The organism is Streptomyces sp. Ac-502, assembly GCF_045222935.1.
Lineage (GTDB): Bacteria > Actinomycetota > Actinomycetes > Streptomycetales > Streptomycetaceae > Streptomyces > Streptomyces monomycini.
In genome coordinates, this window is the sequence record NZ_JBHFFO010000001.1 from 1,552,916 (window position 1) to 1,578,418 (window position 25,503).

At 70.9% G+C, this 25,503-nt stretch carries 16 protein-coding genes, 1 tRNA gene and 4 pseudogenes; 10 read left to right on the top strand and 11 right to left on the bottom strand.

Annotated features, from left to right (window positions below; all coding sequences use genetic code 11):
• Positions 1-14 precede the first annotated feature (14 nt).
• Positions 15-1,424, top strand: a complete 1,410-nt coding sequence (locus ACEXOX_RS07020; RefSeq protein ID WP_406519574.1) for a GNAT family N-acetyltransferase — start codon at positions 15-17, stop codon at positions 1,422-1,424.
• A 204-nt stretch (positions 1,425-1,628) separates the two neighbouring features.
• Here the strand turns inward: ACEXOX_RS07020 and ACEXOX_RS07025 are convergent, their stop codons facing one another.
• Both ACEXOX_RS07025 and ACEXOX_RS07030 read right to left on the bottom strand, forming a co-directional pair.
• Positions 1,629-3,014, bottom strand: coding sequence for a carbohydrate-binding protein (locus ACEXOX_RS07025; RefSeq protein WP_406519575.1), 1,386 nt, complete (start codon positions 3,012-3,014; stop codon positions 1,629-1,631).
• Between the two features lie 116 nt (positions 3,015-3,130).
• Positions 3,131-4,180: a LysR family transcriptional regulator gene (locus ACEXOX_RS07030; protein WP_406519576.1), complete on the bottom strand. Its 1,050-nt coding sequence runs from the start codon at positions 4,178-4,180 to the stop codon at positions 3,131-3,133.
• Positions 4,181-4,374: 194 nt separating this feature from the next.
• On the opposite strand from ACEXOX_RS07030, the gene ACEXOX_RS07035 reads away from it, so the two are divergent.
• The gene (locus ACEXOX_RS07035; protein WP_406519577.1) at positions 4,375-6,069 is read left to right on the top strand and encodes a DUF885 domain-containing protein; all 1,695 of its coding nucleotides are present in this window, start codon (positions 4,375-4,377) and stop codon (positions 6,067-6,069) included.
• 122 nt (positions 6,070-6,191) lie between these two features.
• On the opposite strand, the gene ACEXOX_RS07040 is transcribed toward ACEXOX_RS07035, so the two are convergent.
• Positions 6,192-7,067, bottom strand: coding sequence for a methyltransferase domain-containing protein (locus ACEXOX_RS07040; RefSeq protein WP_406519578.1), 876 nt, complete (start codon positions 7,065-7,067; stop codon positions 6,192-6,194).
• Between the two features lie 135 nt (positions 7,068-7,202).
• Between ACEXOX_RS07040 and ACEXOX_RS07045 the strand changes: the two genes are divergently transcribed.
• Positions 7,203-7,649: an Lrp/AsnC family transcriptional regulator gene (locus ACEXOX_RS07045; RefSeq protein WP_406519579.1), complete on the top strand. Its 447-nt coding sequence runs from the start codon at positions 7,203-7,205 to the stop codon at positions 7,647-7,649.
• A gap of 59 nt (positions 7,650-7,708) precedes the next feature.
• Here the strand turns inward: ACEXOX_RS07045 and ACEXOX_RS07050 are convergent.
• From ACEXOX_RS07050 to ACEXOX_RS07070, 5 genes and pseudogenes are all read right to left on the bottom strand, one after another.
• Positions 7,709-11,039 (bottom strand): annotated as a pseudogene (locus ACEXOX_RS07050) (AAA family ATPase).
• Positions 11,036-12,202, bottom strand: coding sequence for an exonuclease SbcCD subunit D (locus ACEXOX_RS07055; RefSeq protein ID WP_406519580.1), 1,167 nt, complete (start codon positions 12,200-12,202; stop codon positions 11,036-11,038). Before ACEXOX_RS07055 ends, ACEXOX_RS07050 begins: the two are co-directional and overlap by 4 nt.
• Before the next feature lie 67 nt (positions 12,203-12,269).
• A complete protein-coding gene (locus ACEXOX_RS07060; RefSeq protein ID WP_406519581.1) occupies positions 12,270-12,758 on the bottom strand; it encodes a tyrosine-type recombinase/integrase in 489 nt (162 codons plus the stop codon).
• Between the two features lie 577 nt (positions 12,759-13,335).
• Positions 13,336-13,617, bottom strand: a complete 282-nt coding sequence (locus tag ACEXOX_RS07065) for a hypothetical protein (RefSeq protein WP_406519582.1) — start codon at positions 13,615-13,617, stop codon at positions 13,336-13,338.
• Positions 13,618-13,622: 5 nt separating this feature from the next.
• The gene (locus tag ACEXOX_RS07070) at positions 13,623-14,180 is read right to left on the bottom strand and encodes a DUF5994 family protein (RefSeq protein ID WP_406519583.1); all 558 of its coding nucleotides are present in this window, start codon (positions 14,178-14,180) and stop codon (positions 13,623-13,625) included.
• A 446-nt stretch (positions 14,181-14,626) separates the two neighbouring features.
• On the opposite strand from ACEXOX_RS07070, the gene ACEXOX_RS07075 reads away from it, so the two are divergent.
• From ACEXOX_RS07075 to ACEXOX_RS07090, 4 genes and pseudogenes are all read left to right on the top strand, one after another.
• Positions 14,627-15,388 (top strand): hypothetical protein, encoded by a 762-nt coding sequence (locus ACEXOX_RS07075; protein ID WP_406519584.1) that lies wholly within the window; start codon positions 14,627-14,629, stop codon positions 15,386-15,388.
• A 329-nt stretch (positions 15,389-15,717) separates the two neighbouring features.
• A pseudogene (locus ACEXOX_RS07080) lies at positions 15,718-18,101 on the top strand (phosphoketolase).
• A 241-nt stretch (positions 18,102-18,342) separates the two neighbouring features.
• A pseudogene (locus tag ACEXOX_RS07085) lies at positions 18,343-18,447 on the top strand (integrase); the annotation flags it as partial.
• 239 nt (positions 18,448-18,686) lie between these two features.
• Positions 18,687-18,953: pseudogene (locus ACEXOX_RS07090) on the top strand (IS481 family transposase); the annotation flags it as partial.
• Between the two features lie 1,786 nt (positions 18,954-20,739).
• Here ACEXOX_RS07090 and ACEXOX_RS07095 read toward each other — a convergent pair.
• Positions 20,740-20,813, bottom strand: a tRNA-Met gene (locus ACEXOX_RS07095).
• Between the two features lie 239 nt (positions 20,814-21,052).
• Between ACEXOX_RS07095 and ACEXOX_RS07100 the strand changes: the two genes are divergently transcribed.
• The 3 genes from ACEXOX_RS07100 (at position 21,053) to ACEXOX_RS07110 (ending at position 23,599) form a co-directional block, all read left to right on the top strand.
• Entirely contained in the window at positions 21,053-21,316 is a 264-nt protein-coding gene (locus tag ACEXOX_RS07100) for an STAS domain-containing protein (RefSeq protein ID WP_406526253.1), read from the top strand.
• Positions 21,317-22,167: 851 nt separating this feature from the next.
• Entirely contained in the window at positions 22,168-22,830 is a 663-nt protein-coding gene (locus tag ACEXOX_RS07105) for a DUF4386 domain-containing protein (RefSeq protein ID WP_406526254.1), read from the top strand.
• 61 nt (positions 22,831-22,891) lie between these two features.
• Positions 22,892-23,599 (top strand): DUF4386 domain-containing protein, encoded by a 708-nt coding sequence (locus ACEXOX_RS07110; protein WP_406519585.1) that lies wholly within the window; start codon positions 22,892-22,894, stop codon positions 23,597-23,599.
• Here ACEXOX_RS07110 and ACEXOX_RS07115 read toward each other — a convergent pair.
• Positions 23,494-23,874 carry a DUF5994 family protein gene (locus ACEXOX_RS07115; protein ID WP_406519586.1) on the bottom strand — a complete coding sequence of 127 codons (381 nt, stop codon included), beginning with the start codon at positions 23,872-23,874 and terminating at the stop codon, positions 23,494-23,496. The genes ACEXOX_RS07110 and ACEXOX_RS07115 overlap by 106 nt on opposite strands.
• Positions 23,828-24,328: a DUF5994 family protein gene (locus ACEXOX_RS07120; RefSeq protein WP_406519587.1), complete on the bottom strand. Its 501-nt coding sequence runs from the start codon at positions 24,326-24,328 to the stop codon at positions 23,828-23,830. Before ACEXOX_RS07120 ends, ACEXOX_RS07115 begins: the two co-directional genes overlap by 47 nt.
• Positions 24,329-25,503 lie beyond the last annotated feature (1,175 nt).

Consider the following 25,503-nt stretch of genomic DNA (forward strand, 5'->3'; position numbering starts at 1 on the left):
CAACGCTGGTCTGCATGACTGACGCGACATCTGCGAAAAGCGCCCGCCGCCACCACTGGCGGCGGGACCTGATCGAGCTGGCGGCCCTGTTCACCGCGGTGTCCGTGGCGGACGCCGTCGCCAACGCCATCGCGCACGGCCCGTCGGGTCCGGTGCTGCTGTGCTGCTCGGCGGCCGTCCTGATCGCCACGGCCGGGTTCCACACCTGGTGGTCACGGCGCCACGACCACGCGTCGCCGCCGACCGATACGGGCGCCGCAGCGCCCACCGCTCCGGCCGTTCCCGAAGGGGAGCGGCAGGAGACGGCGCTGTGGCGGATGCGCACCACCGTACGGGACGAACCGGGCAGCCTCGCCGCGCTCTGCACGGCTCTGGCCGGGCACCGGGTGGACATCCTCAGCCTCCAGACGCACCCGCTGTCGGACGGGACGGTCGACGAGTTCCTGCTGCGCGCGCCCGTACCGCTGCCCGCCGCCGAACTGACCCGGACGGTCGCCGCGGCGGGCGGCTCCCGCACCTGGCTGGAGCGCGCGGACGCCCACGACCTGGTGGACGCCCCCACCCGGATGCTGGGACTGGCCACCCGTACGGCCCTGGACTCCGCCGAGCTGCCGCTCGCGCTACGCCAGTTGCTGGGCCGCTGCACCATCCGTTCGGTGCCCGCGGCAGCCCTGAACGGGCGCCCGGCCGCCGAACGGGTGCCGGACGAGGGCCTGCTCGAAGAGCACCGCATGACGTTCCGTGACCCGTCCGGGGGATCCGTCACCATCGAACGCCCGCACCTGCCCTTCACGCCCACCGAGTTCGCCCGGGTCCGGGCGCTCGTCGAGCTGGACGCCCGGCTCGGCCGGCGGGTGCCGCCGCGCCGCGACGTCCTGACCCTGCCCGAGGGCAACGCCCTCACCGTCCGCCGCGCCGACGCCTCGGACCTGGCCGCCGCCCGTGAGATGCACGACCGCTGCTCGGCCCGGACGCTGGCGATGCGCTACCACGGCCCGGTCGCCGACGCCGAGCGCTATCTGGACCACCTGCTCAGCCCCCGCTTCGGCCGCACCCTCGCGGTCGAGACGGCGTCCGGGCGGCTGGTGGCCCTCGGCCATCTGCTGTGGGACGGCGAGGAGACGGAGGTCGCGCTGCTCGTCGAGGACGCGTGGCAGCAGCGCGGCATCGGGTCGGAGCTGCTGCGCCGGCTGGTCGGCATGGCGGCCGACGCCGGCTGCGCGAGCGTGTACGTGATCACGCAGGCGTCGAACACCGGCATGGTGGCGGCGATGCGGGGCCTGGGGCTGCCGCTGGACTACCAGATCGAGGAAGGGACGCTGGTGATCAGCGCCCGCCCGGAGGGGCTGCCGGGCCGACGGAAGTCCGTACGGCCGCAGGCGGCGGTCCGCGTCGCGCCGGAGGCCGGGCCGCGGGCGACCTGACGGCGTGGCCGCGAGGCGCCCGGGCGCGCGAAGGAAAAGGGGCCGGCCGGTACGCGAGCGCTCGTACCAGCCGGCCCCGGCGGTACGGAGACCGGTGCGGATCGGTGCCGTACCTCAGTGGCTCTGGGCCGTTATGTCGGTGCTGTACTGCTCAGCTCGTCCCGCGGTCCTCAGCGGTTCCCCGAAGACCCGGTGTGCTGCTGCTCAGACCTGCTCCCACAGCGACGGCGTGTTCGCGGGCTCCCAGCCGGACTGCGCCTGGTGGCCCTGGAGGCAGCGGTACGTGGTGCCGTCGTACGTGACCTGGGCGCCCGCCTCGTAGACGGTGCCGGCGGCCCAGGTGGTCTCGCCCGGCTGCCCGGGGCCGGGGTTCTCGGAGCCGCTGGTGCTGGTCTTCAGCGTGAGGCCGTAGCCCTGGAGCAGCGGGTTGATGGGCTGGTAGAAGGTCGTGCCGCCGGAGCGGCAGTTGCCGGACCCGCCGGAGGTGACGCCCTGCGCCTGGCTGCCGGAGATGAAGGAGCCGCCGGAGTCGCCGGGCTCGGCGCAGACCGAGGTCCTGGTCACGCCGCTGACGGTGCCCTGCGGGTAGGTGACGCTGGTGTTGTGCTGCTGGATCGTGCCGCAGTGCCAGCCGGTGGTGGAGCCGGAGCGGCATATCGAGGCGCCGACCGCCGCCTGGGTGGAGCCGGCGACCCGTACGTTCTGGCCGCCCTGTCCCTTGACGTACGGCGTCGAAGTCCAGCTGCTGTTGGCGGCGACCCAGGCGGTGTCCCGGCCCGGGAAGGTGGACGCCTGGAAGCTGCCCTGGGCGGCCTGGTTGTACCCGGTGGTGGAGGTCCCGGCGCGGCCGCAGTGCCCGGCGGTGGCGAAGCCCTGCTGGGTGCCGCGGGTGATCGCGAAGCCGACGGAGCAGCGTCCGCCGCCCATGTAGTACGCGTCGCCGCCGCGGATGTCGTAGAGCGGACGCGGGCGTTCGGCGGTGGCACCGACGCTGACCAGGCCGCGGTCGGCGCCGCTGGCCGCGACGAACGACCGGGCCGCGGCCGGGTCGGCGGCGCGCAGCCGCACGGAGTTCGTCCGCACGTCGACGGCCCACGAGGACGCTTCGGGAGCGGCCCGGCGCGCCGACGCGCGGTCCAGCTTGCCCTTGGCGGCGTCGAGTTGGGCGAGGGTGTGCGGTACGTGGACGGCGCGCGCGCCCGCCGCCCGTACGGCTGCCAGGCGTGCGGCGTCGGTGGTGGCCACGGTGAGGGTGGCGGACTCGGTGCCGCTGACCCAGGCGCCGGCGAAGGAAGCGCCCAGCGCGTGGTGCAGGCGTCCGGCGACCGCGCCGGCTTCCGCCTCGTTGGCCAGCCGGCGTTCGGCCTGGGCCCGGTCGAGGCCGAGGTCGCGCTTCATCGCCCGGAACACGGCGTCGGACGTGGCGCTGACGGACAGGGTCTCGGCGGCCGAGCGGTGGGGGGCCTGCGGGGACGTCGAGTCCGCCCGTACGGTCTGGGCCGTCGCCGAGCCGGGCAGTGCGGTCAGCACGAGGGCACCGACGGCGGCGATGACGGCACACGCGCTGGTTCGGGCGTGTCTGTGGCGCATGGGGGTGGTCTCCTCGGTCTCGGGGGGTGGAGGTGCCGAAAACGTAGGTGGCGTGTGCCGGCCCGGAGAAGATGTCAGTTGTCCTTCTGCCAGGCGTTATGGATGGCGGGCGGGGCTCATGGGTAGTCGGTGGCTCTCGGCGGCCACGAGCGGCCGGGAGCCGCCGCCCGGCCTTCCGCGCCCCCGGGTGGCCCGGGGTCGGCCGCGTCCCGGTGGTCGGCCGGGTCGCCGTGCTCGGCGAGCCACCTCGTGTAGCTGTCGCTGCGCGCGGCGGCGTCGGCGTGGGCGGCGCGTGCCTGGGTGACGACTTCGGTGGCGGAGTCCGCCGCGGGGGTTCCCGGATGCCAGCCCACGAGGTGGCGCCAGGTCAGGGGCGTACCCGCCAGTGGTCTGGTCACCATGCCGGGCGTGGGGGGCAGCGTCGCGCGGCACAGGCCGGCGGCCCGGCCGACCTGCACGAGATGGACGCAGGACGCGGTGTCGGTCTCGTAGACGCGGGTGGGGGTGAAGCCGGCGCGGGCACAGGCGAGGGTGAAACAGTCCGCGAAGCAGCCGTCGCCCGGTACGTCCGCCCAGGCTTCCGCCGCCAGTTCCGCCAGGCCGATCTCGCGCTTGCCGGCCAGCGGGTGGCGCTCGGCGAGCATGACGAAGACCGGGTCCACCGCGACCTCGCGCCAGCTGAGCCGTTCGGACTCGGGGGCCGGGCTCTCCCCGCACGCCCCGATCAGTGCGAAGTCCAGCTTCCCGACGGCGACGGACGCGGCGATCTCGCGTTCGGACCAGGTGGTGAAGGTGGTCACCGGCACGCCCGGACGGACCGTCGCGAGCCGGTCCACCAGCCCGCCGAGCAGCGGGCCGTGGGTGCCGCCGAGCCGGAGGCCGGCCATGGCGCCGCCCGCGCTGGTGAACCGTACGGCCTCCTGCTGGAGCTCGCTGATCGCGGGCAGCACCACACGGGCGCGTTCGAGCACGAACTCGCCCAGCGCGGTGGGCCGTACGCCGAACCGTCCGCGGTCGAAGAGCCGGCCGCCCAGGGTGCGCTCGATGCGTTTGAGCTGAGCGCTCAGGGCGGGCTGGGCGAGGCCGAGCCGGGCGGCGGCCTTGGTCAGGCTGCCCGCGTCGGCAATAGTCCGGATCGTCTTTAAATGCCGCAATTCCAGGTCCATTCTGTGAGCTTGGTGCTCCGCTCCGGGCGGGAGCAAGAGTCCGGTCCGGACCAATGACGGCCGCGTCACCAGGCGCGGCGGCCGGTGCCGCGGCCCTCCGTTCCCGTTCGCCCTGCGCGGACGCGGCTCCCCGACAGGGACGTACGGCGCGCTGGTGATGACGGACCGGGGGCATCCGTACGAGGATGGGGCGCATGCCTGTCACCACTGCTTCCGACACCGCGCCCCTCCCCCGCCAGGTCGCCGACGCCTACGTCGACGCCCTGGTCGACCTGGACCCCATCACCGGTACCTTCCTCGGTGTCCCGGAGAGTTCGAGCCGGCTGCCCGACTTCTCGCCCACCGGCCAGGAAGCCGTGGCCCAGCTGGCCCGTACGACGCTGGACCGGCTCGCCGAGGCCGAGCGGCGGCCGGGCGGGGACAGTGAGATCGAACGGCGCTGCGCCCGGCTGCTGCGGGAGCGGCTGACCGCGGAACTGGCGGTGCACGAGTCAGGCGAAGGGCTGCGCACGGTGAGCAACCTGCACACGCCGCTGCACTCGGCACGCGAGGTCCTGATGATCACGCCGGTCGAGACGGACGACGACTGGGCGGCGCTCGCCCAGCGGCTGCGGGCGATGCCCGCCGCACTGGAGGGCTACCGCGCCTCGCTGGAGGCCGGCCTCCAGCGGAACCTCCCCGGCGGGCCGCGGCAGGTGGAGACCGTCATCGGCCAGTTGGACACGTGGATCGGTACGAACCGCAGCTGGTTCGCCGACCTGACCGAACCGGGCCCCGCGGCGCTGCGCGCCGAGCTGGACGCGGCGGCGGCGCTGGCCACCGGAGCGCTGGTGGAGCTGCGCGACTGGTTCCGCGACCGTTACGCGCCGGCGGTCGAGGGTGCGCCGGACGTGGTGGGCCGCGAGCGCTACGCCCTCCTCGCCCGCTTCTTCAACGGCGCCGACCTGGACCTGGACGAGGCGTACACGTACGGCTGGTCGGAGTTCCACCGGCTGCACGCCGAGATGGTCAAGGAGGCCGAGAAGGTCCTGCCCGGTGCGAAGACCCCGTGGGAGGCGCTGTCCTGGCTGGACGAGAACGGTGAGGCCGTGGTGGGCGTCGAGGAGACCCGCCAGTGGCTCCAGGCCCTGATGGACCAGGCCGTCGAGGCGCTGGACGGCACCCACTTCGACCTGGCGGAGCGGGTCAAGCACGTCGAGTCGCGGATCGCGCCGCCCGGCAGCGCCGCCGCCCCGTACTACACCGGCCCGTCACTGGACTTCTCCCGCCCCGGCCGCACCTGGCTGCCGACGATGGGCCAGACCCGCTTCCCGGCATACGACCTGGTCTCGACCTGGTACCACGAGGGCGTGCCGGGCCACCACCTCCAGCTGGCGCAGTGGGCGCACGTCGCCGAGGACCTCTCGCGCTACCAGACGACGGTGGGCATGGTCAGCGCCAACGCCGAGGGCTGGGCGCTGTACGCCGAGCGGCTGATGGACGAACTGGGCTTCCTGACCAGCGCCGAGCGCCGGCTCGGCTATCTGGACGCGCAGATGATGCGGGCGATCCGCGTCATCATCGACATCGGTATGCACCTGGAACTGGCCATTCCGGCGGACTCGCCGTTCCACCCGGGTGAGCGCTGGACGCCGGAGCTGGCCCACCGGTTCCTCGCCCTGCACTGCAGCCGTCCCGCGGACTTCGTCGAGAGCGAGATCATCCGCTACCAGGGCATGCCGGGCCAGGCCATCGGCTACAAGCTGGGCGAGCGTACGTGGCTCGCGGGGCGCGAGGCGGCGCGGCAGCGGCACGGCGCGGACTTCGACCTCAAGGCGTGGCACATGGCGGCGTTGTCGCAGGGCTCGCTGGGTCTGGACGATCTGCTGGCCGAGCTGTCGCGGATCTGAGGGGCCGGCTTCGCGAGTTTCCCGCTGTTCCGTGCCGGAGCTTCCCGGCCCGGGACAGCGGGCCGCGGCCCCCGCACTCATCGGTCCCCGCGCTCATCCGTACCGCGTTCCGCTCGCCCGGCTCATTCGCCGGCGGCATGGCCTTCGTCGGCGGTACGGATTTTGTCGGCGGTGTGAATCTCGTACCGCCAGAAATCCCGGTGCCGCCAGAATTCCACCGCCGACAGGGTGTTCACGGAATGCCGGCGCAGTCGCGCGGCCTGGAATCCCGCGCCGGGCAGCGCTCCGATCACGGCGAAGCACCGGAGCATCGGCCACATGCTGCGGGAGATGTCCTCCACGCCGCGCACCGAGAATCCGGCTTCGGCGGTCAGGCGTTCCAGGGTGCCGTAGGTGAAGCGCTGGAACGACGGCATCGCGGCCCAGTCGTTCAGCTCCCGGAAGACCTCGGCCGCCGGTGCCGGCATCCGGGTGGCGGCCTCCCGAGCGTACTCGAACATGACGAGCCGGCCGCCGGGTTTGAGCACCCGGTGGAACTGCTCCAGCACCGCCTCGGCGTCCGCCGCGTGCACCAGTGTCTCCATGGTGTAGACGGCGTCGAAGCTCTCGTCGGGGAAGTCCAGGGCCGCGTAGTCGCTGTGCGAGAAGGTGAGCAGGTGGTCCAGGCCGCGGCGGCGGGCCCGGCGCCGGGCCTGGGCGACATGGGCGTCGAGCAGGTCCACGCCGTGGATCCGCAGCCCGAATCGGCCGGCCAGCCGGCCGGCCACGTCACCCACACCGCATCCGGCGTCGAGAACGCGCGCGCCCGCCGGTTGCGCGAGCGTCTCCCCCATGCGGTCTTCCATACGGCGCAGCGCTTTCGACCAGGCCCACGGGGAATCCGTCTCGCGGTAGAAGCCGAAATGCTTGGTGCCGTTCAGAAAGAGGCGGTATCCCAGCCGGGAACCCGGCTGACGGTAATATCGGATGACTTCGCGTACGTTGCTCACGTTGCTCACGTTCAGCACCATGCCAGCCCGGTTCCGTCCGGTACATCGCTTCGGTGCCGGAACCCCCTTCTGGGGTAGCGGAGGAGGAGTTGATCACCGGCAAAAGCCTTGATCCGCCGGGGATTTCACTGCTAGACACCTCCCATGACCGGCTATTCCCCTGACGCCACCGACTGGCGCATCCTCGACGTCCTGCAGCGCAACGGCCGCGCGGGCTACGCCGAACTGGCCCGCGCCGTGAACATGTCCGCGAGCGCGGTGACCGAGCGGGTACGGCGACTGGAGGAGGCCGGAGTGATATCCGGGTACGCCGCGGTGGTCGAGCCCGCGGCCATCGGGCTGTCGGTGCTGGCCTTCGTCCGGCTGCGCTACCCGAACGGCAGCGACGCGGCGTTCCACGACCTGCTGGAGAGCACACCCGAGATCCTGGAGGCGCACCACGTCACGGGCGACGACTGCTTCGTCCTGAAGGTCGCCGCCCGCTCGATGAAGCACCTGGAGGAGGTGTCGGGCCGGATCGGGGCGCTGGGCGCGGTGACGACCAGCGTCGTGTACTCCTCGCCGCTTTCCCGGCGTCCGATCAGCGCCTGAGGGGCGCTGCGGGGCTCTGAGGGGCGCCGCGGGGCACGGCGCCGCGTCCGGCCGTCCGGTCAGTCCGGCACCCGATGGCGTATGGACGACCCCGCGCGGTCCTTGACGACCTCCAGCTGGGCCGGGATGCGCTGGCGGAGGTCGGCGACATGGCTGACGATACCGACGCTGCGGTCCCGTTCGCGCAGCGAGTCCAGGACGTCCAGCACCTCGTCCAGGGTCTGTTCGTCCAGGCTGCCGAACCCCTCGTCGATGAAGAGGGTGTCCAGGCGGGTGCCGCCCGCCTCGTCGGTGACCACGTCGGCGAGCCCGAGGGCCAGGGCCAGCGACGCGAAGAACGTCTCGCCGCCGGAGAGGCTGGCGGTGTCCCGCTCGTGGCCGGTCCAGGCGTCGATGACGTGCAGTCCCAGGCCGGAGCGGCGCGCGCCGCCGGCCCGTTCGTCGGAGTGCACGAGTGTGTAGCGGCCGGAGGACATGCGGTGCAGGCGCGCGCTGGCGGCGGCCGCGACCTGTTCCAGGCGGGCGGCCAGGACGTAGGACTCCAGGCGCATCCGCCGTTCGTTCTCCGCCGACGTACCGGCCGCGAGGGCAGCGAGGCGGGCGATGCGCTCGTACTCGGTGCGCAGGGGGCCAGCCGGCGTGCGTCGGACTGGGCTCGCGCGCCAAGGCGGTCGAGTTCGGCACAGCGTTCCTCGGCGGCGGCACAGGCCGCGCTGGCAGTACGCAGTCTGCGGCTCGCATGCTCCAGATCGGCGTGCGCCCGGTCCGGGTCCGCGGGCGGGAGGCCCGCTGCGGCGACCGCTTCGGGGTCGGCCAACGCGGCTTCCACGGCGGCTGTTTCGGTTTGGTGGCAATCGAGACGCTGTTGCAGGGCGCTCCAGTCCGCGTCGCTCAGCAGTGCGGCCGACGCGTCCTGCGGGGTGTCGAAGCCGGCGCGGTAGGCGGCGTCGGACAGCTGGGCGTCGGTCTCCTTGAGGCGCTCGGCGCACGCCTCGGCCGTACGGGCCGCGGCCGCGGCCTCGGCCAGCAACGCGACCTGCCGCTCCAGGCGGCGGGCCCGCTCGGCGACGCTCGCGAAGCCACCGCGGGCCTCTTCCAGCACACTGTCGAGCGAGGCGAGTTCACGGTCGAGGGCTTCACGGTGGGAGGTGCGCGCGGCAGCGCGGCGCTCGGCCTCCTGCTGCTCGGTGCGGCGCCGCTCGTACTCCCGGTCGGCGCGGGCGGACGCTTCCCTGGCGGCATGCAGATCGGCTCCCGCCGCCCGCTCGCGCGCATACGTCTCCCGCAGTTCCTCTTCCGCGCGCGCGAGCTCGGCGACCGGGGTGTCACCGGCGGTCGCGGAGGCGGCGGCCCGCTCTTCCTTCAGGGACTGCTGAGCACGCTCGGCGTCCTGGCGCGCGGACTCGGCCTGCCGGTAGGCGCCGAGCGCCGCTTCCTCGGCCGTACGGTCCACGTGTCCGGCTCCGGTACGGGCCGGGGCGGGGTGTTCGGTGGCGCCGCACACGGCGCAGGCGGTCCCGTCCTCCAGCCCGGCGGCGAGCTCGGCCGCGATGCCGCGCAGACGGCGGTCCTTGAGGTCGAGCCAGTGTTCATGGGCCGCCGCCGCACGCTCCCTGGCACGCAGGACATCCTCGTCCGCGGCCCGCAGGCTGTCCGTGAGGTGGTCGCGTCGGCGCGCAGCCGCCAGCCGCTGCCGGGCCGGGTCGAGCTGCGCGTGCAGTTGTTCGGCGCGGGCCACCGCCTCCTGGGCGGCCTCGATGCGCCGCTGGTTCTCCTGGTGCGCCGGCTCCCGGTTCGCGAGCCACGCGGCGGCGTCCACCAGCGTCTGCTCGTCGGCCCGTGCCTCCCGCTCGATCCCGGCCCGTTCCGCGGCGATCTCGGCGGCGCGGCTCTCGGCCCGGCGGGCCGCCGTCAGCGACCCGAGGTCCTGCCGGAGTGCGCGTTCCAGGGCGGCGAGCCGTTCGGCGTCCGCGCCGGCCAGGTCGGGCGGCAGCTGGGAGCGCCCGCGCCGCTCTTCGGCCTGCGCCGTCCCGTGCTCGCGCCAGGCCGCGTCGCGCAGTGCCAGGGCGGGGGCGACCTCGGAGGCCGCGCGGGCCCGCGCCAGCCGGTCCCGGGCCCGGTCCCGCTCGCCGGACCGCGCCGCCAGGTCCGCCGCGCGCCGCTGCGCCTCGGCGTACCGGCGCTGGAGGCGGTCCCGCTCGCGCTCCTCGTCGGCCCGCGCGCGGGCGGCGGCCTCCGCCGTCTCGGCGGAGCGTACGGCGAGCCGGGCGATATCGTGCCGCTCGCGCGCGTTGGCCCGTGCGACGGCCGCCCTTACCAGTACGGCTTCGGCGAAGCCCGGCTCGCCGGGGCTCGGCGTCTGGGCGGCCTGAACGGTGGCGGTCGTACCGGAGTCCGGGCGCCCGTACTGTTCCGGTACGAGCGCGGTGGCGGTCGCCGTACCCCGGGAAGACGCGGTCGTACCGGCAGCGCGCGCTGCCCTGCCCGTAACCGTACCCCTGCCTGCGCCCGTACCGCCACGGCGGCCCGGAGCCGGAACCGCCGCTTCCGGTACGCGTCCCGGCGCGGGGACCGAGGGGTCGACGAGGTCGGCCGGCTCCCCGCCGCCTGGTCCATCCGGTGAACGAGCGCCAGCAGCCGGTCGTCCCCGGCGGACACCTGGTCGGCCGCGGCCTTACGGCGGGTGGCCAGCTGGTCTTCGAGGGCGGCGAACCGCCGGGTGTCGAAGAGCCGTCCCAGCAGCCGGGCACGGGCCTCGGCGTCGGCGCGCAGGAAACGCGCGAAGTCCCCCTGGGGCAGCAGGGCGACCTGGCAGAACTGCTCCTTGTTCATGCCGAGCAGCTGGCCGATCTCCTCGCCGATCTCCTGGTGGGACCGGCTCAGGGCCTTCCAGCGGCCGCCGTGGGCGGGGTCCGTGTCCGGCCCGCTGGTGCCGGTATCCGTCCCGCCGGTGCCCGTGTCTGTCCCGTTGGTGCCTGCGTCTGCCCCACCGGCACCCGAATCCGTCCCTCCGGAGCCGGCGCCGGTCACGTACTCGCGCAGCCGGCTCTGTGCCTTCTCGCGGGTCGTGCCGGTCCCGCGCTTCTTCGGGCGGGGCTGCTCCGGCAGCCGGGTGATCTCCAACCGCCGCCCGCCGACGGTCAGTTCGAGGACCACCTCGGTCGGTGTCGACGGGTCCGCGAGGTCGCTGCGCAGCGCCTGGCCGCTCTGCCGCGTCCCCGGCACGGTCCCGTACAGGGCGAAGCAGACGGCGTCCAGGATGGAGGTCTTGCCCGCGCCGGTCGGCCCGTGGAGCAGGAAGAGACCGGCCTGCGCGAGCCGGTCGAAGTCGATGGTCTGGGTCCGCCCGAACGGCCCGAAGGCCGTGACCGACAGCCGGTGCAGCCTCACCCCGCCACCTCCCGCAGCGCATCGTCGGTGCGTACCTCGTCGAGAGCGGAGCGCAGCACGGCCCGCTCCTCGTCGTCCACGCCGCGCCCGGGCCGTACGTGGGCGACGAAGTCCTCGGCGATCTCCTGGTCGCTGCGGCCGCGCAGCCGCTGCGCGTACGAGGCGAGGGTGCGGGCGGCTCCCTCCTCCGGTTCGAAGGCGAGGCTGAGGATGTGCGGGAAGCGGGCGGCGAGCCGGGCCATCGGTTCGTGCGGGCGGGCGGCGTCGGTCAGCGTCGCCTCCACCCACGCGTCCTCGTGGACGTCCAGCGCCGGGTCGGCCAGCAGGTCCTCCAGCTTGCCGCGGAGGCGGGCCAGCGGACGGGGCACCGGGCAGTCCAGGCGCTCGGCGGTCACTGTGCCCGCGGCGTCCAGGTCGACCAGCCACATGGACTTGCGGTGCCGTTCCTCGGAGAAGGAGTAGGCGAGCGGGGAGCCGGAGTAGCGGACCCGGTCGGTGATCGTCTGGCAGCCGTGCAGGTGCCCGAGGGCCGCGTAGTCGACGCCCTCGAAGACGGCGGCGGGCACGGACTCCACGCCACCGACCGTGATGTCCCGCTCACTGTCACTGGGCGCGCCACCGGTGACGAAGGCGTGCGCGAGCACCACCGACCGGGTGCCCGCGGGCCGGGCCGCCAGGTCGTCGCGCACCCGGTCCATGGCGGCGCCCAGTACGTGCGCGTGGTCGGCCCGTTCGGCGCCGAACTCGTCCTTGACCAGGGCCGGTTCCAGATACGGGAGCCCGTACAGGGCGACCTCGCCGTACGCGTCGCGCAGCACGACCGGGGTGGCGCAGGCCGCCGGATCGGTCCGCAGGTGGACCCCGGCCTCCCGCATCAGCCCGGAGCCGACGCCGAGGCGGCGGGCGGAGTCGTGGTTGCCGGAGATCATGACGGTGGGCACGCCCAGGCCGGCGAGCCGGTGCAGGGCGTCGTCGAAGAGTTCCACGGCGGCCAGCGGCGGTACGGCACGGTCGTAGACATCGCCCGCGACGAGGACCGCGTCGACCCGCTGCGTACGGACCGTCTCGACGAGATGATCGAGGAAGGCGCGCTGCGCGGTGAGCAGGTTCACTCGGTGGAACGAGCGGCCGAGGTGCCAGTCGGACGTGTGCAGAAATCTCACAGCAGCGCTCCGACCTGCATGTCTTCCCTCTCTTCGGGCACCAACTCAGCACCAAGTCAGCACGGCCCTACGCATCAGCACGAACGACTTTAGTCTCTGCCAGCACCCCATCCATCACCGACCTCATCTTTGCCCCGGCGTCCGGCGTCAGGTGCCCGTAGATGTCAGCCGTGATCTGGATCATGGCGTGACCGAGCCAACACAAGACCTTCAGAAGAGACAGCCCTCCGGCGATAGCGCTGCTTGCGAAAAAGTGCCGGAGCGTATGAGCCGCCCGAATTTCATCCTCATAGCCTGCGCCAATGACTGCATGTCTGAATTCGATGCGGTAATTAGAGTCCAGCACATGCCCACCATGATGAGCATGCAGCAGATATCCATCCCTGCCTACTCCATGAGTGCGGACATGACCCCCGCTTGGCCTCCACCCGGGGAAGGGACGCAAGAGCAACCGAGGACTCGGTGATGCGCTTCTCAGCCACGGCCGATCTGAAAAGCAAACGCAACGGAACCATAGTCGACTGGTATACCGTTCGACGCGACAGGCCAGCCACACACATCGCCTGACACATCTTTTCTACGTCTGCTGGCATGACCTCACGCGACATTTTCGAGCCCAAGCGCCCGAGGGCCCCGCTCGCGGAGATTGCCACCACAACACAAAATCCCAGGTGACGACCGCCCGGAAGAGGACTTCAAAAAAATCCCCTCGCCAACCAACGCCGCTGTTCACGTGGCCTGACCAGCCCGGCAGCGCGCCTGACACCCCATCGAAACGAGCGTCAAATGGGCTTCACAAGCGTCATTTCAGCGGCAAGATATCGCCCGTAACGCCCACACCGCACATAATGCGCACGGGCAAAACCGCAGGTCAGATGCCTTTCCCGGCTTTTTCATGGATCACACACATCCCACGTGATGCGCAACCGGAAACACGTGGAGACAACGCCGACGGACCCGACCGGCAATGCTGGCGCCGTGAGTGCTGTCTCATCACGGGCGCTCACCTGCGCATACCGCTGACCGCATGGACACCAGTTCCGCGCAGCCCGGGCGTGCCCGGTTCATGGCAGTGTCAGGACGGCGGGGCGTCATCAGGCACCCGTGATCGCCTCCACGACGTGTGACGCGTCTCAACGCAACGGCCGCAGGGCACGCAGCCAGCTGCGCCGGGGGCGGCACTTCACGCCTTGGGCCCGGTTCCCCATTCCGTCAGCCGGGCCAAGCGCATCGCTGGAAATCCCAGGTGGCTCGGTGCTGTGGTTGCGGCTGTGACTACGTCGGCGGGGCGGCACTTCGTTGTTGAAATCGAAGGTGCCGAGCCATTGGGCGGGCTGGGCGTGGAGTGCGCGGAACAGGATGACACCTGCGGCGGTCAACGCGAGAATATGGGTGACGGCGAGCACGACCGTCATCGTCGTCACCGCACTTGGGCCGGTACGCCGAAAGGCGCGGCCAGTACGTCACGCGGGCGGAGTGCGGTGCCGCCACCGTCACTCTTCCCTGCGCCAGGGGTGTCCCCCACGCCGGAGGGGTACTCGTTCGCGATCAGGGCGGCGGCCGTGTTGTGGCCGTACGGGTCGGCTGCGGCGGCCATCAGCCGCGCGGCCGCGGATGTGCTGGCCTGCGGCGGGATGATCAGAAGGTCCCAGCGGCCCACGGTGTAGGAGAGCAGTGACAGTGTGTGCGGGTCCTGCTCCTCCTTGAACCAGCCTACGTGCACCACATGCCTGGTGACCTGCACCTTCCGCGGGATCACCGGCCAGTACGCGGGATTGACCGTGACCCGGGTGATGCGCCCCCAGCAGTGATCCAGCAGGTCGGTGAGGGAGGGAAGCTCGCGTGCGAGATCACTGGAGCGTGGCCACCAGGCGCCGTCCAGGAAACCCCGGTCCGCGCCCGCCGGTTTCAGCGATACACGCACCGGCGGAGCAGCGTCCGTTTCGGCAGTCGGCAAGAGATTGGTGGTCGTCGTCATGACACGGACCTGCCCCCGGGCGCGTCTTCGTCCACCCGGCATAGCCTCTCGCCGGAAACGGCGCCGACATGGAAGCCGGCGCGCGGAGTGTTCCCAGCAGCTACAGCTTACTCCGGCGGAGCCCCTGGGCGGGTGGCTTGGACGGACGAGTTCTTCGCCGCCTGCTTCGCAACGGCATCCGGGATCGAGGAGGAGACGGATGCCGAAGCCTCGCGGGGAACTCCGTGCAGTGCAGTTCTGCAACTCCGTATACGCGGTTCATGTTTTCGGCTCTTCAGGGGTGATATCGCCCTGACACCGGGAGCGTAAATCACTGTGGGCTGTCCACCTGTGTGGGTCTGCGCTACCGTGTGTATCGGTTGTTCATTGGCCGCCGGTGACCGCTCCTGCGGGACGTTTGAGCTTCTTGCTCACCCACCACCGGCCTCAGCGCCATGAAAGTCCCCATGCGAAACACCCGTACCACCATTACCCTTTCCGCAGCCACCGTTCTGGCCGCCGGCACCGCCGTACTCATGCCTGGCGTCGCGCAGGCCCGGCCTTCGGCTGTCGCGTGCAACGAGACCGCCCTGGTCGTCGCCGTGACAGCGGCGAACGCCGCCGGCGGCGGGACCGTCACCCTGACGCCCGGGTGCACGTACACCCTCACCGCCAGCCACGGCAACGACGGCGTGAACGGGCCCGCCGGCCTGCCGGTCATCACCGCCCCCATCACCCTTGAAGGCAACGCCAACACCATCACCCGCGCCGGGACCGCGTCCGCATTCCGCATCGCCCAGGTCGGAACCACCGGCGGGCTCACGCTGAAGGCAGTCACCCTCAGCGGCGGCCACGCGGCCGCGTCCGGGCACAACAACGGTGGCGGCATCCTCAACTTCGGCGCGGTCACCCTCACCGGCAGCCACCTGTCCGGCAACACCGCCGACGGCCTGGGCGGCGCGCTCTCCAGCACCGGCACCGCGTCCGCCGCCACCCTGACCAGCAGCACCGTCAAGAACAACACCGCTCAGCAGGGCGCCGGCATCGCCAGCGTCAACGGGACACTCACCCTGACCAGCAGCGTGGTCAACGCCAACGCCGCCACCGTCAACCCGGGCGGGATCTACTACGCCGCCGGGTCGGCCACCCTGAACACGTCCACCGTGACCGCCAACACCCCGACCAACTGCACCGCCAGCCCCTCCCCCGTCCCCGGATGCATCGGCTGACCGCCGCCCCGCATCTGGACCGACCTGGGCCCGCTCCCTGCCGGGGAGCGGCCCACCGGGCTCCCCGGAGCGTGACAGGGCCGCTCGCACCCGACAGGGCCGGGATCGACGCGCGCGATCCGGTCGGCACGACGCAGACGCTGGCTGCCGCGGGGCCGCGCGGCTAGGCTCTTGGTCTGCCCCGGCCCCCGGCAGGGTGAAGGCGAGCCGGGGAGGTGCGTGTTGCACGCAGGCGCCGTTCGTCACCCCGTCTGCCGCGAGCCCCGCAGCTCCCCGCCCTACCGCCCGGTCCAACCCCTCGCGCTCTTGACGCCTTGGAGAAGCAGGACATGGCCGACGCCCCTCCGCAACCGGACAGCCACCTCGACGACGCAGAGCTGGCGGCACTCGACGCCCACTGGCGTGCCGCGAACTACCTGGCCGTGGGCCAGATCTACCTCATGGCCAACCCGCTGCTGGCCGAGCCGCTGACCCCCGAACACATCAAACCCCGTCTCCTCGGCCACTGGGGCACCTCACCCGGGCTGAACCTCGTCCACACCCACCTCAACCGGATCATCAAAGCCCGCGAACAGGACACCCTGTGCATCTGGGGGCCCGGTCACGGCGGCCCGGCGGTGCTCGCCAACTCCTGGCTGGAGGGCACCTACACCGACACCTACACCGACGTCAGCCGGGACGCGGACGGCATGGCACGACTGTTCCGCCAGTTCTCCTTCCCCGGCGGCGTACCCAGCCACGTCGCTCCCCAGACACCGGGCTCGATCCACGAAGGCGGCGAACTCGGCTACTCCCTGGCCCATGCCTACGGCGCCGCCCTCGACAACCCCGGCCTGCTGGTCGCCTGCGTGATCGGCGACGGCGAGGCCGAAACCGGGCCGCTCGCCGCCTCCTGGCACTCCAACAAATTCCTCGACCCGGTCCACGACGGCGCGGTCCTGCCGATCCTGCACCTGAACGGCTACAAGATCGCCAACCCGGCGGTGCTCGCCCGGCTGCCCGAGGACGAACTCGACGACCTCCTGCGCGGCCTGGGCCACGACCCGATACACGTCCACGGCGACGACCCGCTCCAGGTACACCGCGACATGGCACGCGCGATGGACACCGCGCTGGCGGGCATCGCCGACATCCAGCGCGGCGCCCGCGAACAGGGCGTCACCGAACGCCACCGGTGGCCGGTGATCGTACTGCGCACCCCCAAGGGCTGGACCGGACCCGCCGACGTCGACGGGCTGCCCGTGGAAGGCACCTGGCGCGCCCACCAGGTCCCGCTCGCCACCGTACGGGAAAACCCGTCTCACCTGCGGCAGTTGGAGGCATGGCTGCGCTCCTACCGGCCGGACGAACTCTTCGACGGCCAGGGCCGCCCGCAAGAGCACGTGCTGGCATGCGTGCCCGAGGGAGAGCGAAGGCTCGGGGCCGGTCCGCACGCCAACGGCGGCCTGTTGCTGCGCGACCTGCCGATCCCGCCGCTGGAGCCGTACGCGGTCGCGGTCGACGAACCCGGAGCGACACTGCACGAGCCCACCCGCGTCCTGGGCGCCCTGCTGGAAACCCTCATGGAGAACACCTCACAGCGCCGCGACTTCCGCCTGGTCGGCCCGGACGAGACCGCCTCCAACCGCCTCCAGGACGTCTACCGGGCCACCGGAAAAGCCTGGCAGGCCGGCACCCTGGACACCGACGAGTACCTGGACCCCCACGGCCGGGTGATGGAGATCCTCTCCGAACACACCTGCCAGGGCTGGCTGGAGGGCTACCTCCTCACCGGCCGGCACGGCCTGTTCTCCTGCTACGAGGCATTCGTCCACATCGTCGACTCCATGGTCAACCAGCACATCAAATGGCTGCGCACCTCTCGCCGCCTGCCCTGGCGCCGCCCCATCGCCTCCCTGAACTACCTGCTCACCTCGCACGTCTGGCGACAGGACAGCAACGGCTTCTCCCACCAGGACCCCGGCTTCATCGACCATGTCCTCAACAAATCCCCCGAAGTCGTACGGGTCTACCTGCCCCCGGACGCCAACACGCTGCTGGCCGTCGCCGACCACGTACTGCGCAGCCGTGACTACGTCAACGTCGTCGTCGCGGGCAAGCAGCCCTGCTTCGACTGGCTGCCCCTGGGCGAAGCCCGTGCGCACTGCGCACGCGGCGCCGGCGTCTGGGACTGGGCCGGTAGCGAGACCGCAACCGGCGAACCCGACGCGGTCCTGGCCTGCGCGGGCGACGTGCCCACCCAGGAGGTCCTCGCCGCCGCCCAGTTGCTGCGCCACCATCTGCCCGACCTCGCGGTGCGGGTCGTCAACGTAGTGGACCTGGCCCGCCTGCTTCCCAAGGAGGAGCACCCGCACGGTATGACCGACGCGGAGTACGACGCCCTGTTCACCCCCGACAGGCCGGTCGTCTTCGCCTACCACGGTTACCCGTGGCTGATCCACCGCCTCGCCTACCGTCGCACCGGCCATGCCCACCTTCACGTACGCGGCTACAAGGAGGAAGGCACGACCACCACCCCTTCGACATGGTCGTACGCAACGACCTCGACCGCTACCGCCTCGTCATGGACATCATCGACCGCGTTCCCGGCCTGGCCGTACGCGCGGCCAGCGTCCGACAGACCATGGAGGACACCCGCCTGCGCCACTACACCTGGATCCGGGAACACGGCACCGACCTGCCCGAAGTCGAGGAATGGACCTGGACACGCTGAAACCCGCGACACCGGCGTCGACCACCACACGGGACCGGTCGAGACGTGAAGCCCCGTCCAGCTCGGCCCGGACCACCTCGTGCAGACGGTCTCCTGCCCCTCCGCTGACGCTCGTCGGGAGATAGCTGGAGTTCTGTGCCTGGAGGGAATGCGACCAGCCATACCCTGAATGCCTGGCATGACCACGTCATTCAGGGGCGACTGTGGAGAGCCGCGAACTCATCGCGGGCCCGCCTGTCCGCGCTGGCGCAACGCCAACACCCGCCATCACGACATTCTGGCCGCCGAACACACGGAACGCGCCCGCATACGCAGTGTGAAAGGCATCCGCTGGGGTGGACTCCCCTCTCTGCCGAAGCCTGAACGACCTGGCGAACCTACGCGGTCACAGCACTGGCTCGTCCAGCAGGCACCGCTCCCCGGCCGCCAGTCGATCGCCGGTGGCCCCGGCCAGCCGTCCAGATCAGATGCGTGGAGGTAGTCCTTCCGTGATACTTGGGTGTGCGGGTCTACGGGCTCTCGGGGAGGGGCGGCGTACGGCGCTGGTCAGGTCGAGGACGGTCCGCGCGCCGCCGTCGGTCGCCCCATCGCAATCTCAGGCGCCACGGCCTGCCGCCGCTGGCCGCCACCGACCGGGCCACCGGCGAGCCGGTCCGCCGCTACGAACGAGACCGGCCCGGCGAACTGCATACCTGTGCGGGCTTCCTCACCCGGGCCACGGCCTGGTTCGCCGCCCGAGGCATCACCATCGAACGCGTCCTGACCGACAACGCCTGGGCCTCTTCCAAGTACGCCTGGCGCCGCATCTGCCGCCACCTGGGCGTCCAGCCGCGCTGGACACGGCCCTGGCGCCACCGCAACGGGGTCCGTCACCCACCAGAGCCTCGACGCAACAGCCGAGGGGCACGAGGCCGACCGCTTGCGCGCGCTCCTCGTCGCCCACGCAGTCCCCGCTCGCGACGAACACCTCGCACGGACGAGCGATGGCTGCCGAAGGTACTGGTCAGGATCTCCGACCCGGGGGAGCACCGCATCGTCGAGCGCTGGGCACGCTGGCAGCCCCTGCGCCGCCTACACCGGCAACCTGCCCACCGGCCGACCAGCCACGGACAAGCCTGCGGAGTCCGCCAGGAGATCCGTGCCGTGGTCCGCCTGCTGGAGTGGCTGCCCGGCCAGGGCAGCGGTCTCGTCTCCTGCACCAGGACCACATCGACGCCTACACCGCCACCGGCACCCCCGAGCGCCTTCACATCCGGCCCTTCCTGCACTGGACCAGTCGCCACCAGCGCACCCGAACCCTCAGCGCCCCCTTCTACCCAAGCTCCCTCGCCAACGACGTCGTAGCCGCCGACACCCGCTGGCGGCTCGTACGCCGACTCATTCGGACTCCGGCATCGCGATCCCCAACCGCGTCGCCGGACTGCTCCTGCTGTTCTTCGCCCAGCCACCGTCCCGGATCTGTGCGCTCAGCCACGACGACGCCCTCGACGACGACACCCTGCGGCTGCGCCTGGGCACCGGCTCCAGACCGTACTCCTGGCGCATTCCCCGCCTTGGAACAACCCGCTGTACCAGCAACGACTGCTGCTTCGTCATCGAACTCCAGGACGGACTGATCCGCCGGGTCCGCGAATACGTGACACAGCCCGCGGTCTCCGCATGGTCTTCGGCGGGTCCACGGTAGTTGTCCCCGACCCGGCCCGCATACCAACTTCGGCACCTCCTGCGCACGACAGCAGGCATCCCACCACCGACAGCCACAACGCTGAGTGATCACTGGCGGCCAGTTTCCCCATCACGGGCTGGCCCGAGGACAAAAGGACCGGGAGACCGAGCAGCAGCAACGGCCCCGCGCTCGCGGTATACAGGGGAAACTCCGCTGCGTCCATCTCTCCCACAGCGCCGAGGCGATGGAGCACTTCACCTATGACGGATCTAGGTGGGGCGGAGACAACAGGTTCGGCAGCCGCTGGAACCTGGAAGGCCCCTCGCCGACCGAGGCCGGCGAAGATCTGTACTGCATCCACCGGAGACACGGCTCCGGCGACCAGAACCTCTACTGGACGAAGTGCCGCGTCGGAGGTACGTGGAGCGCGGGCACGCGATTCCCCAACCACCTCAGCGGCGCCGGACCGGCCGCCGTTGACCACCGGGACCAGATCGGCACCAAGGACCAGTTGCCGGTCGTCCACCGCTGCTGGGCCACGGCCGGGCCCCAGGCACCGGCCCCGCCGAAGTCGAAGCCCGCATCGCCGCCGAACGCGCTGCCGCCGGGGCCGTGCCCGACACCGGATCGTGCCCTCCGCGCAGGGCACGCTCCGCGACCAGCAGGTGCTCCCCAGCGGGCAGCGCTGCTCCCCCGGCGGGTCATCCCGTCGAGTTCCTACTGCGCGATATCCCCGTGAGTTCGCGTCGGGCAGCGACGACCGCACCAGGGATTCGACCAGAGAATGACCGCGAGACACCGCACGAGACCAGGCCGACGGCTTCCCCGCACGCACGGCCGCTCTCCGACGTCGTCTTAGCTGTCCTCGCAGCCTACGGCTGCCCGGCGCATGCACACCACTGCCGGCAAATCGGTGCGACGCCCCTGAATGCGGCGGGCCCGGATCCACTGGATCCGGGCCCACTCCAACAGTAGCGGGGACAGGATTTGAACCTGCGACCTCTGGGTTATGAGCCCAGCGAGCTACCGAGCTGCTCCACCCCGCGTCGGTACACCCCACCCTACGCCATCAGCCCTGCCCCTCAGCCCCCTGCCGAGGCTGTTGCCTGGCAAAACCACGTGCACGGCGTGCAGACTGGCCTCTGCCCTGCAACGGCCCGCACCTTGATGTGGCCCGCTGGACGACACCCGGGCAACGTCCAGCCCGGCAGGCACAGGTTCAGGGCCTCGGGTCGCATCCCGGGCCAGGCTCTCTGCCTGGGCATGGACCCCGCCCGCAGATGGTCTGCTCTACGAGCAGGCCGGCACCCTGCGCCAGCAGGTTGAACACCTCGCCCTGAGCCCGAGTCAGAACCTGCTCATCGACCTGTCCCGCCTCACGTTCTGTGACTCCACAGGCATCAGCGCCCTCCTGGCAGCCCGCCGGCGCGCCCACACCGCCGACGCCGAGATGATGCTGGCCGCCGTACCCGCCAACACCATGCACATCCTGCACATCGTCGGCCTGGAACAGATCTTCACCATTCACCCCGGCAACGGCACCGCCTGAGCTTCACGCCCTTGCAGCGCCGACGGCTTCGCGGAACGCGTGGAGGGGCCCTGGTGCCGTACGGCACCAGGGCCCCGAAGGAACTGCTAGACCATCTGCCGGCCTGGGAACTGAGCCGACTTCCTATGTTCCGCGGACCCGGCCTGCCTGCTGCCGGGGGTGCGGGGATCGCGGTTGCTTGACCTCAGACCACCTCACTGACGATGTCCTGCGGTACCCGGGCTCAGACCTTCGGCCCGGGCGATCCCGATGGCACGCATTCCTCCGTTCTTCCCTCAGTGATCTCTTACTCAACGGGGTACTGCGCACTGCGTGTACTACTGCCCGGCAGTTCGTCTCTGCCGGGCCCTGCTGTCCCTCTTGGCTACGAGAGAAACCATAACCACACCACAGCCCAATGTCTACCCTGGCCGTCACAGATTTCCGTGCGCCTGGCACTGAGGTAATCACCCCCGGGGGGGCGGCGGGGCGGACGCAAGGGCTGTCACTGCCGGGTTGAGGACCGCAGACCGAGGCGCAAAAAGGCAGCCGCAGGAGCCGCCACCAACAGTGACGTTGACGGCGTACCGGGGCGCACGGCCAAGGCGGAGCCGGGTTCGAGGGCAGCCAGTGCTCAGGTGGATGGGTTCCGCTCGCGCTACGGCAGCGGAGACCGCGGCCTTCGCGGTGCGGCGGATGCCCAGCGCATCACCGCTGTCGAGATCACCGGAAACGCTTCGCAAGGCGTCCACGACGGAGGGGCGCCTACCGTGTCGGACGGCGCTACCGTGGTCGACGGGGGGCAGGTGCCGGAATCCGCAGCAGCCCGGCACGCCCGGCACTGGTTGCCGGCTCCCGCCGACCCAGCTCCCGTGTGCGCAGCGCAGAGGAGAAACAGGTATGCCGCAGAGGAAGACTGCCGTCCTGGTGGGGCTGCTCTTCATCTCGTCGACGGTCACCTTTGCCGTCGGCAGCTCCCTCGTGCAAGCCTACTTCTCCGAAGGGGGCCAAGCAGCGGGACGCTGTTTGTCGGGGTGTTATTGGAGTGGTACACGGCTTTAGCGGTCGCCGCGATCGGCGTGGCACTGTTCCCCGTCCTTGAGCCACACGGGAAGTACCTCTCCGCGGGCTATCTCATCCTCAAGGCAATGGAGGGCATGGCGATCATCGCCCTCGGAACCTACATCCTGACCAGCCGCAGCCAGTTCGAGAATTACGACCTCCTTGTGTACATCTTGTCCGGCGCAGGCGGGCTCGTCCTGTCCTACCTTCTGCTGCGCTCCGGGCTGGTTGCCAAGTGGCTGTCGCTGCTGGGAGTTGCGGGCTACGCCGCTCTGCTGGCAGGGGTAGTGGCAGAGGCGCTAGGAGCGATCGATCTAGATTCCGGTGCTGGTGCCGTGTTCCTCGTACCTGGCGGCCTGTTCGAATTACTGTTCCCGTTGTTGCTGATCTTCAGGGGTTTCCGTCCCGTCGAACAGCGCGCCCGTCCGCAGGGAAATCGTTCGGGTGTGGCGTCTGACAGCCCTGGCGGGTGACGCCCCCTGCCGAAAAGCAGCCAGAGATCGCCCAGTCGAGGCATCCGTAGGGGAGGGAACCATGGCGACCGCGACGCCGGCGAACACAGAGATGCGCCAGGCAGCCCTGGCCGCGGGGGTCGGGATTTTGACGATGTCGGCGCTCGCCGTCTTCGCCAATTTCGCCGTAGTGGAAGGACTCGTCACTGAAGGTGATGCCGAGAAGACGGCACACGACATAGGTGATGCTGTGGTGATGTTCCGTTACGGTGTTGCGGCTCTGGCATTGGTGGCCGTTCTCGATGTCCTGGTGGCCTGGGCGCTACTGACCTTTTTCACACCGGCCCACAAGGGTCTGTCCGCGCTTGCCGCGTGGTTCAGGCTCGCGTACGCAGCGGTACTCATGGTTGCTGTAGGCCAACTGGCCGGAGTGCCTTCGCTCGTCGGCGACGACGTGGGCAGAGGCATGCACGGCGCGAGTCAGTTGCATACGGAAGCCCTGATGAAGATCGACGCTTTTCACGACATCTGGGATGCCGGGCTCATTCTGTTCGCCATCCACCTGCTGACGCTCGGGTGCCTTGCATACAGATCAGAGTATGTGCCCAAGATCCTGGGAGTGTTGCTCGTGATCGCTGGGCTCGGCTACCTGGTGGACAGCTTCGGCATTCTGTTGTCTGCCAACTATTCGGCCGAGGTCGCGATGTTCGCCTTTGTCGGTGAGTTCCTCCTGATGGCCTGGCTCATAACCAAAGGTAAAAGCGTCACTTTGGGCACGCTCCGGGCCTGACGGGCAGGACAGGAGACACTCCACGACGCCAGGAGTAGTGCGAGACAGGGCAGCAGGCAACACCGAGGGATCGTGCCGTCACCGGCCTCGGACCAGTCGATACGGATCAGATGACCGTCGACGACCAAGTGATGAGGGTGCGCGTCCCAGGCGCCGGCATCCAATCCGAGGCGCGCGAGGGAGCCCAGCCGCTCGGTCAGTACGCGCAGCAAGCCGGGCAGCTCGGTCTCAAGATCCCGCGACCTCGGCCACCCGTGCCGTCGAAGGTTCCGCATCGGCCGGGGCGGCGAGGCGGCCGTCCGACTCGGCAGCCAGCAAAGCGCTGCCTGTACGGGCGGTCAGCGGATCGCAGGCGGCGGCCATGAGCCGTTTGGCGGCTGCCGCGGTGGCCCCCGGCGGGACGATCAGCAGGTCCCGGTGTCCGACGCGACAGGAGCGCAGCGTGAGTTGGTGCGGGTCCTGCTCGTGGCGGGACCAGCCCACTTTGATCACGCGGCCGTTGGCGGGCACCTTGCGTGGCGCGACGGGCCAGTGCGTCGGGTTGGCGGTGACGCGTGTGACGCGGCCCCAGAGCGGGTCCAACAGGCCGGTCAGGGCCGTGAGTTCGCGTGTGAGGTCCCGAGAGTGCGGCCACCAGGCGCCATCGAGCTGCCCGCCGGGCGGGCCTGGAGGTGTGAGGGAGAGCCGGACCGGCGGGTAGCCGTCGGGGGCGGCGATCGGTGTGGTCATCGGGGGGCGTTCGGTGATCACCGTCATGGTGTCGACCCGTCCCCGGACCTGGCATGGCCGGTCCGGCGTCGTCGAATCGAGAAAGATACCGGCACGGAAGCCGGTCAGGAAACGCTCTCGATATCACCAGCGTACCCGGTCGCGGCCCCGGCCAAAGCGAAGGCGGGGCCCGCATGTCCCCCTTCGGGGAACCGATGGACCGACGCGCCTTGCAGCAGACCGACGCCCAACCGCCCCGGCACACCACGACGACGCGCCGGGGCCTCCCTGCGACGGCGGCCACCGTGTCGAAGCCGTCGACGACCACGGAGGAGAAGGCGAGGACACGCAGCGAGAAGTTCTCTGCACCGGCCTCGGCCTGGGCCAGGCGCAAGGCGCGGATGCCGAGGCGTTCGCCGGGTGCCTTGGCCATGCTGTCGACCAGGATGTGCAGCGTTGTGTGGCCGCCGGCGAGCGCCGTGACGGCGCTGGTGTCCAGGCTGATCACGCTGCGGTGTCTTGGCGGACCGGGCCTTCTCGGCAGCGACCTTGTAGATGTTGCCGTTGCCGAGCACGTCGGAGCTCGCTCAAACTCCTCGTCGCGGATGTCCACGCCCAGCATGCGGCGCACGGCGTCCCGGTCGGCGGCCAGCCGCTTGGTCCGCTGCGCCGCCGTCGACTGCTCCGCAGCAAGCGCTTCGACCAGCTGGCCGGTGTTCAGCCCGCGGTCATCGTCGACGCGGCCCGCACGATGCCGCACAGCCTGCGCTCGCTGGAACTCACCGATGCTTTCGAGTGGGGGCAGTTGAGGCTGATGCCCCCTACAGCACGGCCTCACGTGCCGCGGCCGGCCGGTCCGCGCGTTCTGGCGTCACCGGTCCGGGTATTCTGAGACGAACCGCTGGAACTGATCGAGGTCGAGTCGCCACGGAACGTCGTCCTGATGCGGCTGAAGGATGACCGCAACCGGGCAGGGGCAGCGTACGAGTCGGACTCTCTCGATGCCCCGCAGCACCCGATGCGGAAGGTGCCGGCGTTTCCTCACACACGGGTACGGGCACGGACCCCGGACGGGCGGTTCCGGTTCGAACTGCGTACCCGAATGGACGTGTTCCACCGGCGACGGACGCAGGATCTGTTCCATGCCCCGCTCTGCGTATCCGGTGCCGTCTCCTCGGACCTGAAGATTCTGACCG

Excerpts from the sequence above, each read along its gene's own strand:
- ACEXOX_RS07045 (WP_406519579.1), top strand. The coding sequence starts at position 7,203 with ATGACCGGCTATTCCCCTGACGCCACCGACTGGCGCATCCTCGACGTC.
- ACEXOX_RS07075 (WP_406519584.1), top strand. The coding sequence starts at position 14,627 with ATGCGAAACACCCGTACCACCATTACCCTTTCCGCAGCCACCGTTCTG.
- ACEXOX_RS07115 (WP_406519586.1), bottom strand. The coding sequence starts at position 23,874 with ATGCGGAACCTTCGACGGCACGGGTGGCCGAGGTCGCGGGATCTTGAG.
- ACEXOX_RS07070 (WP_406519583.1), bottom strand. The coding sequence starts at position 14,180 with ATGACGACGACCACCAATCTCTTGCCGACTGCCGAAACGGACGCTGCT.
- ACEXOX_RS07110 (WP_406519585.1), top strand. The coding sequence starts at position 22,892 with ATGGCGACCGCGACGCCGGCGAACACAGAGATGCGCCAGGCAGCCCTG.
- ACEXOX_RS07065 (WP_406519582.1), bottom strand. The coding sequence starts at position 13,617 with ATGACGGTCGTGCTCGCCGTCACCCATATTCTCGCGTTGACCGCCGCA.
- ACEXOX_RS07025 (WP_406519575.1), bottom strand. The coding sequence starts at position 3,014 with ATGCGCCACAGACACGCCCGAACCAGCGCGTGTGCCGTCATCGCCGCC.
- ACEXOX_RS07030 (WP_406519576.1), bottom strand. The coding sequence starts at position 4,180 with ATGGACCTGGAATTGCGGCATTTAAAGACGATCCGGACTATTGCCGAC.
- ACEXOX_RS07035 (WP_406519577.1), top strand. The coding sequence starts at position 4,375 with ATGCCTGTCACCACTGCTTCCGACACCGCGCCCCTCCCCCGCCAGGTC.
- ACEXOX_RS07120 (WP_406519587.1), bottom strand. The coding sequence starts at position 24,328 with ATGACCACACCGATCGCCGCCCCCGACGGCTACCCGCCGGTCCGGCTC.
- ACEXOX_RS07020 (WP_406519574.1), top strand. The coding sequence starts at position 15 with ATGACTGACGCGACATCTGCGAAAAGCGCCCGCCGCCACCACTGGCGG.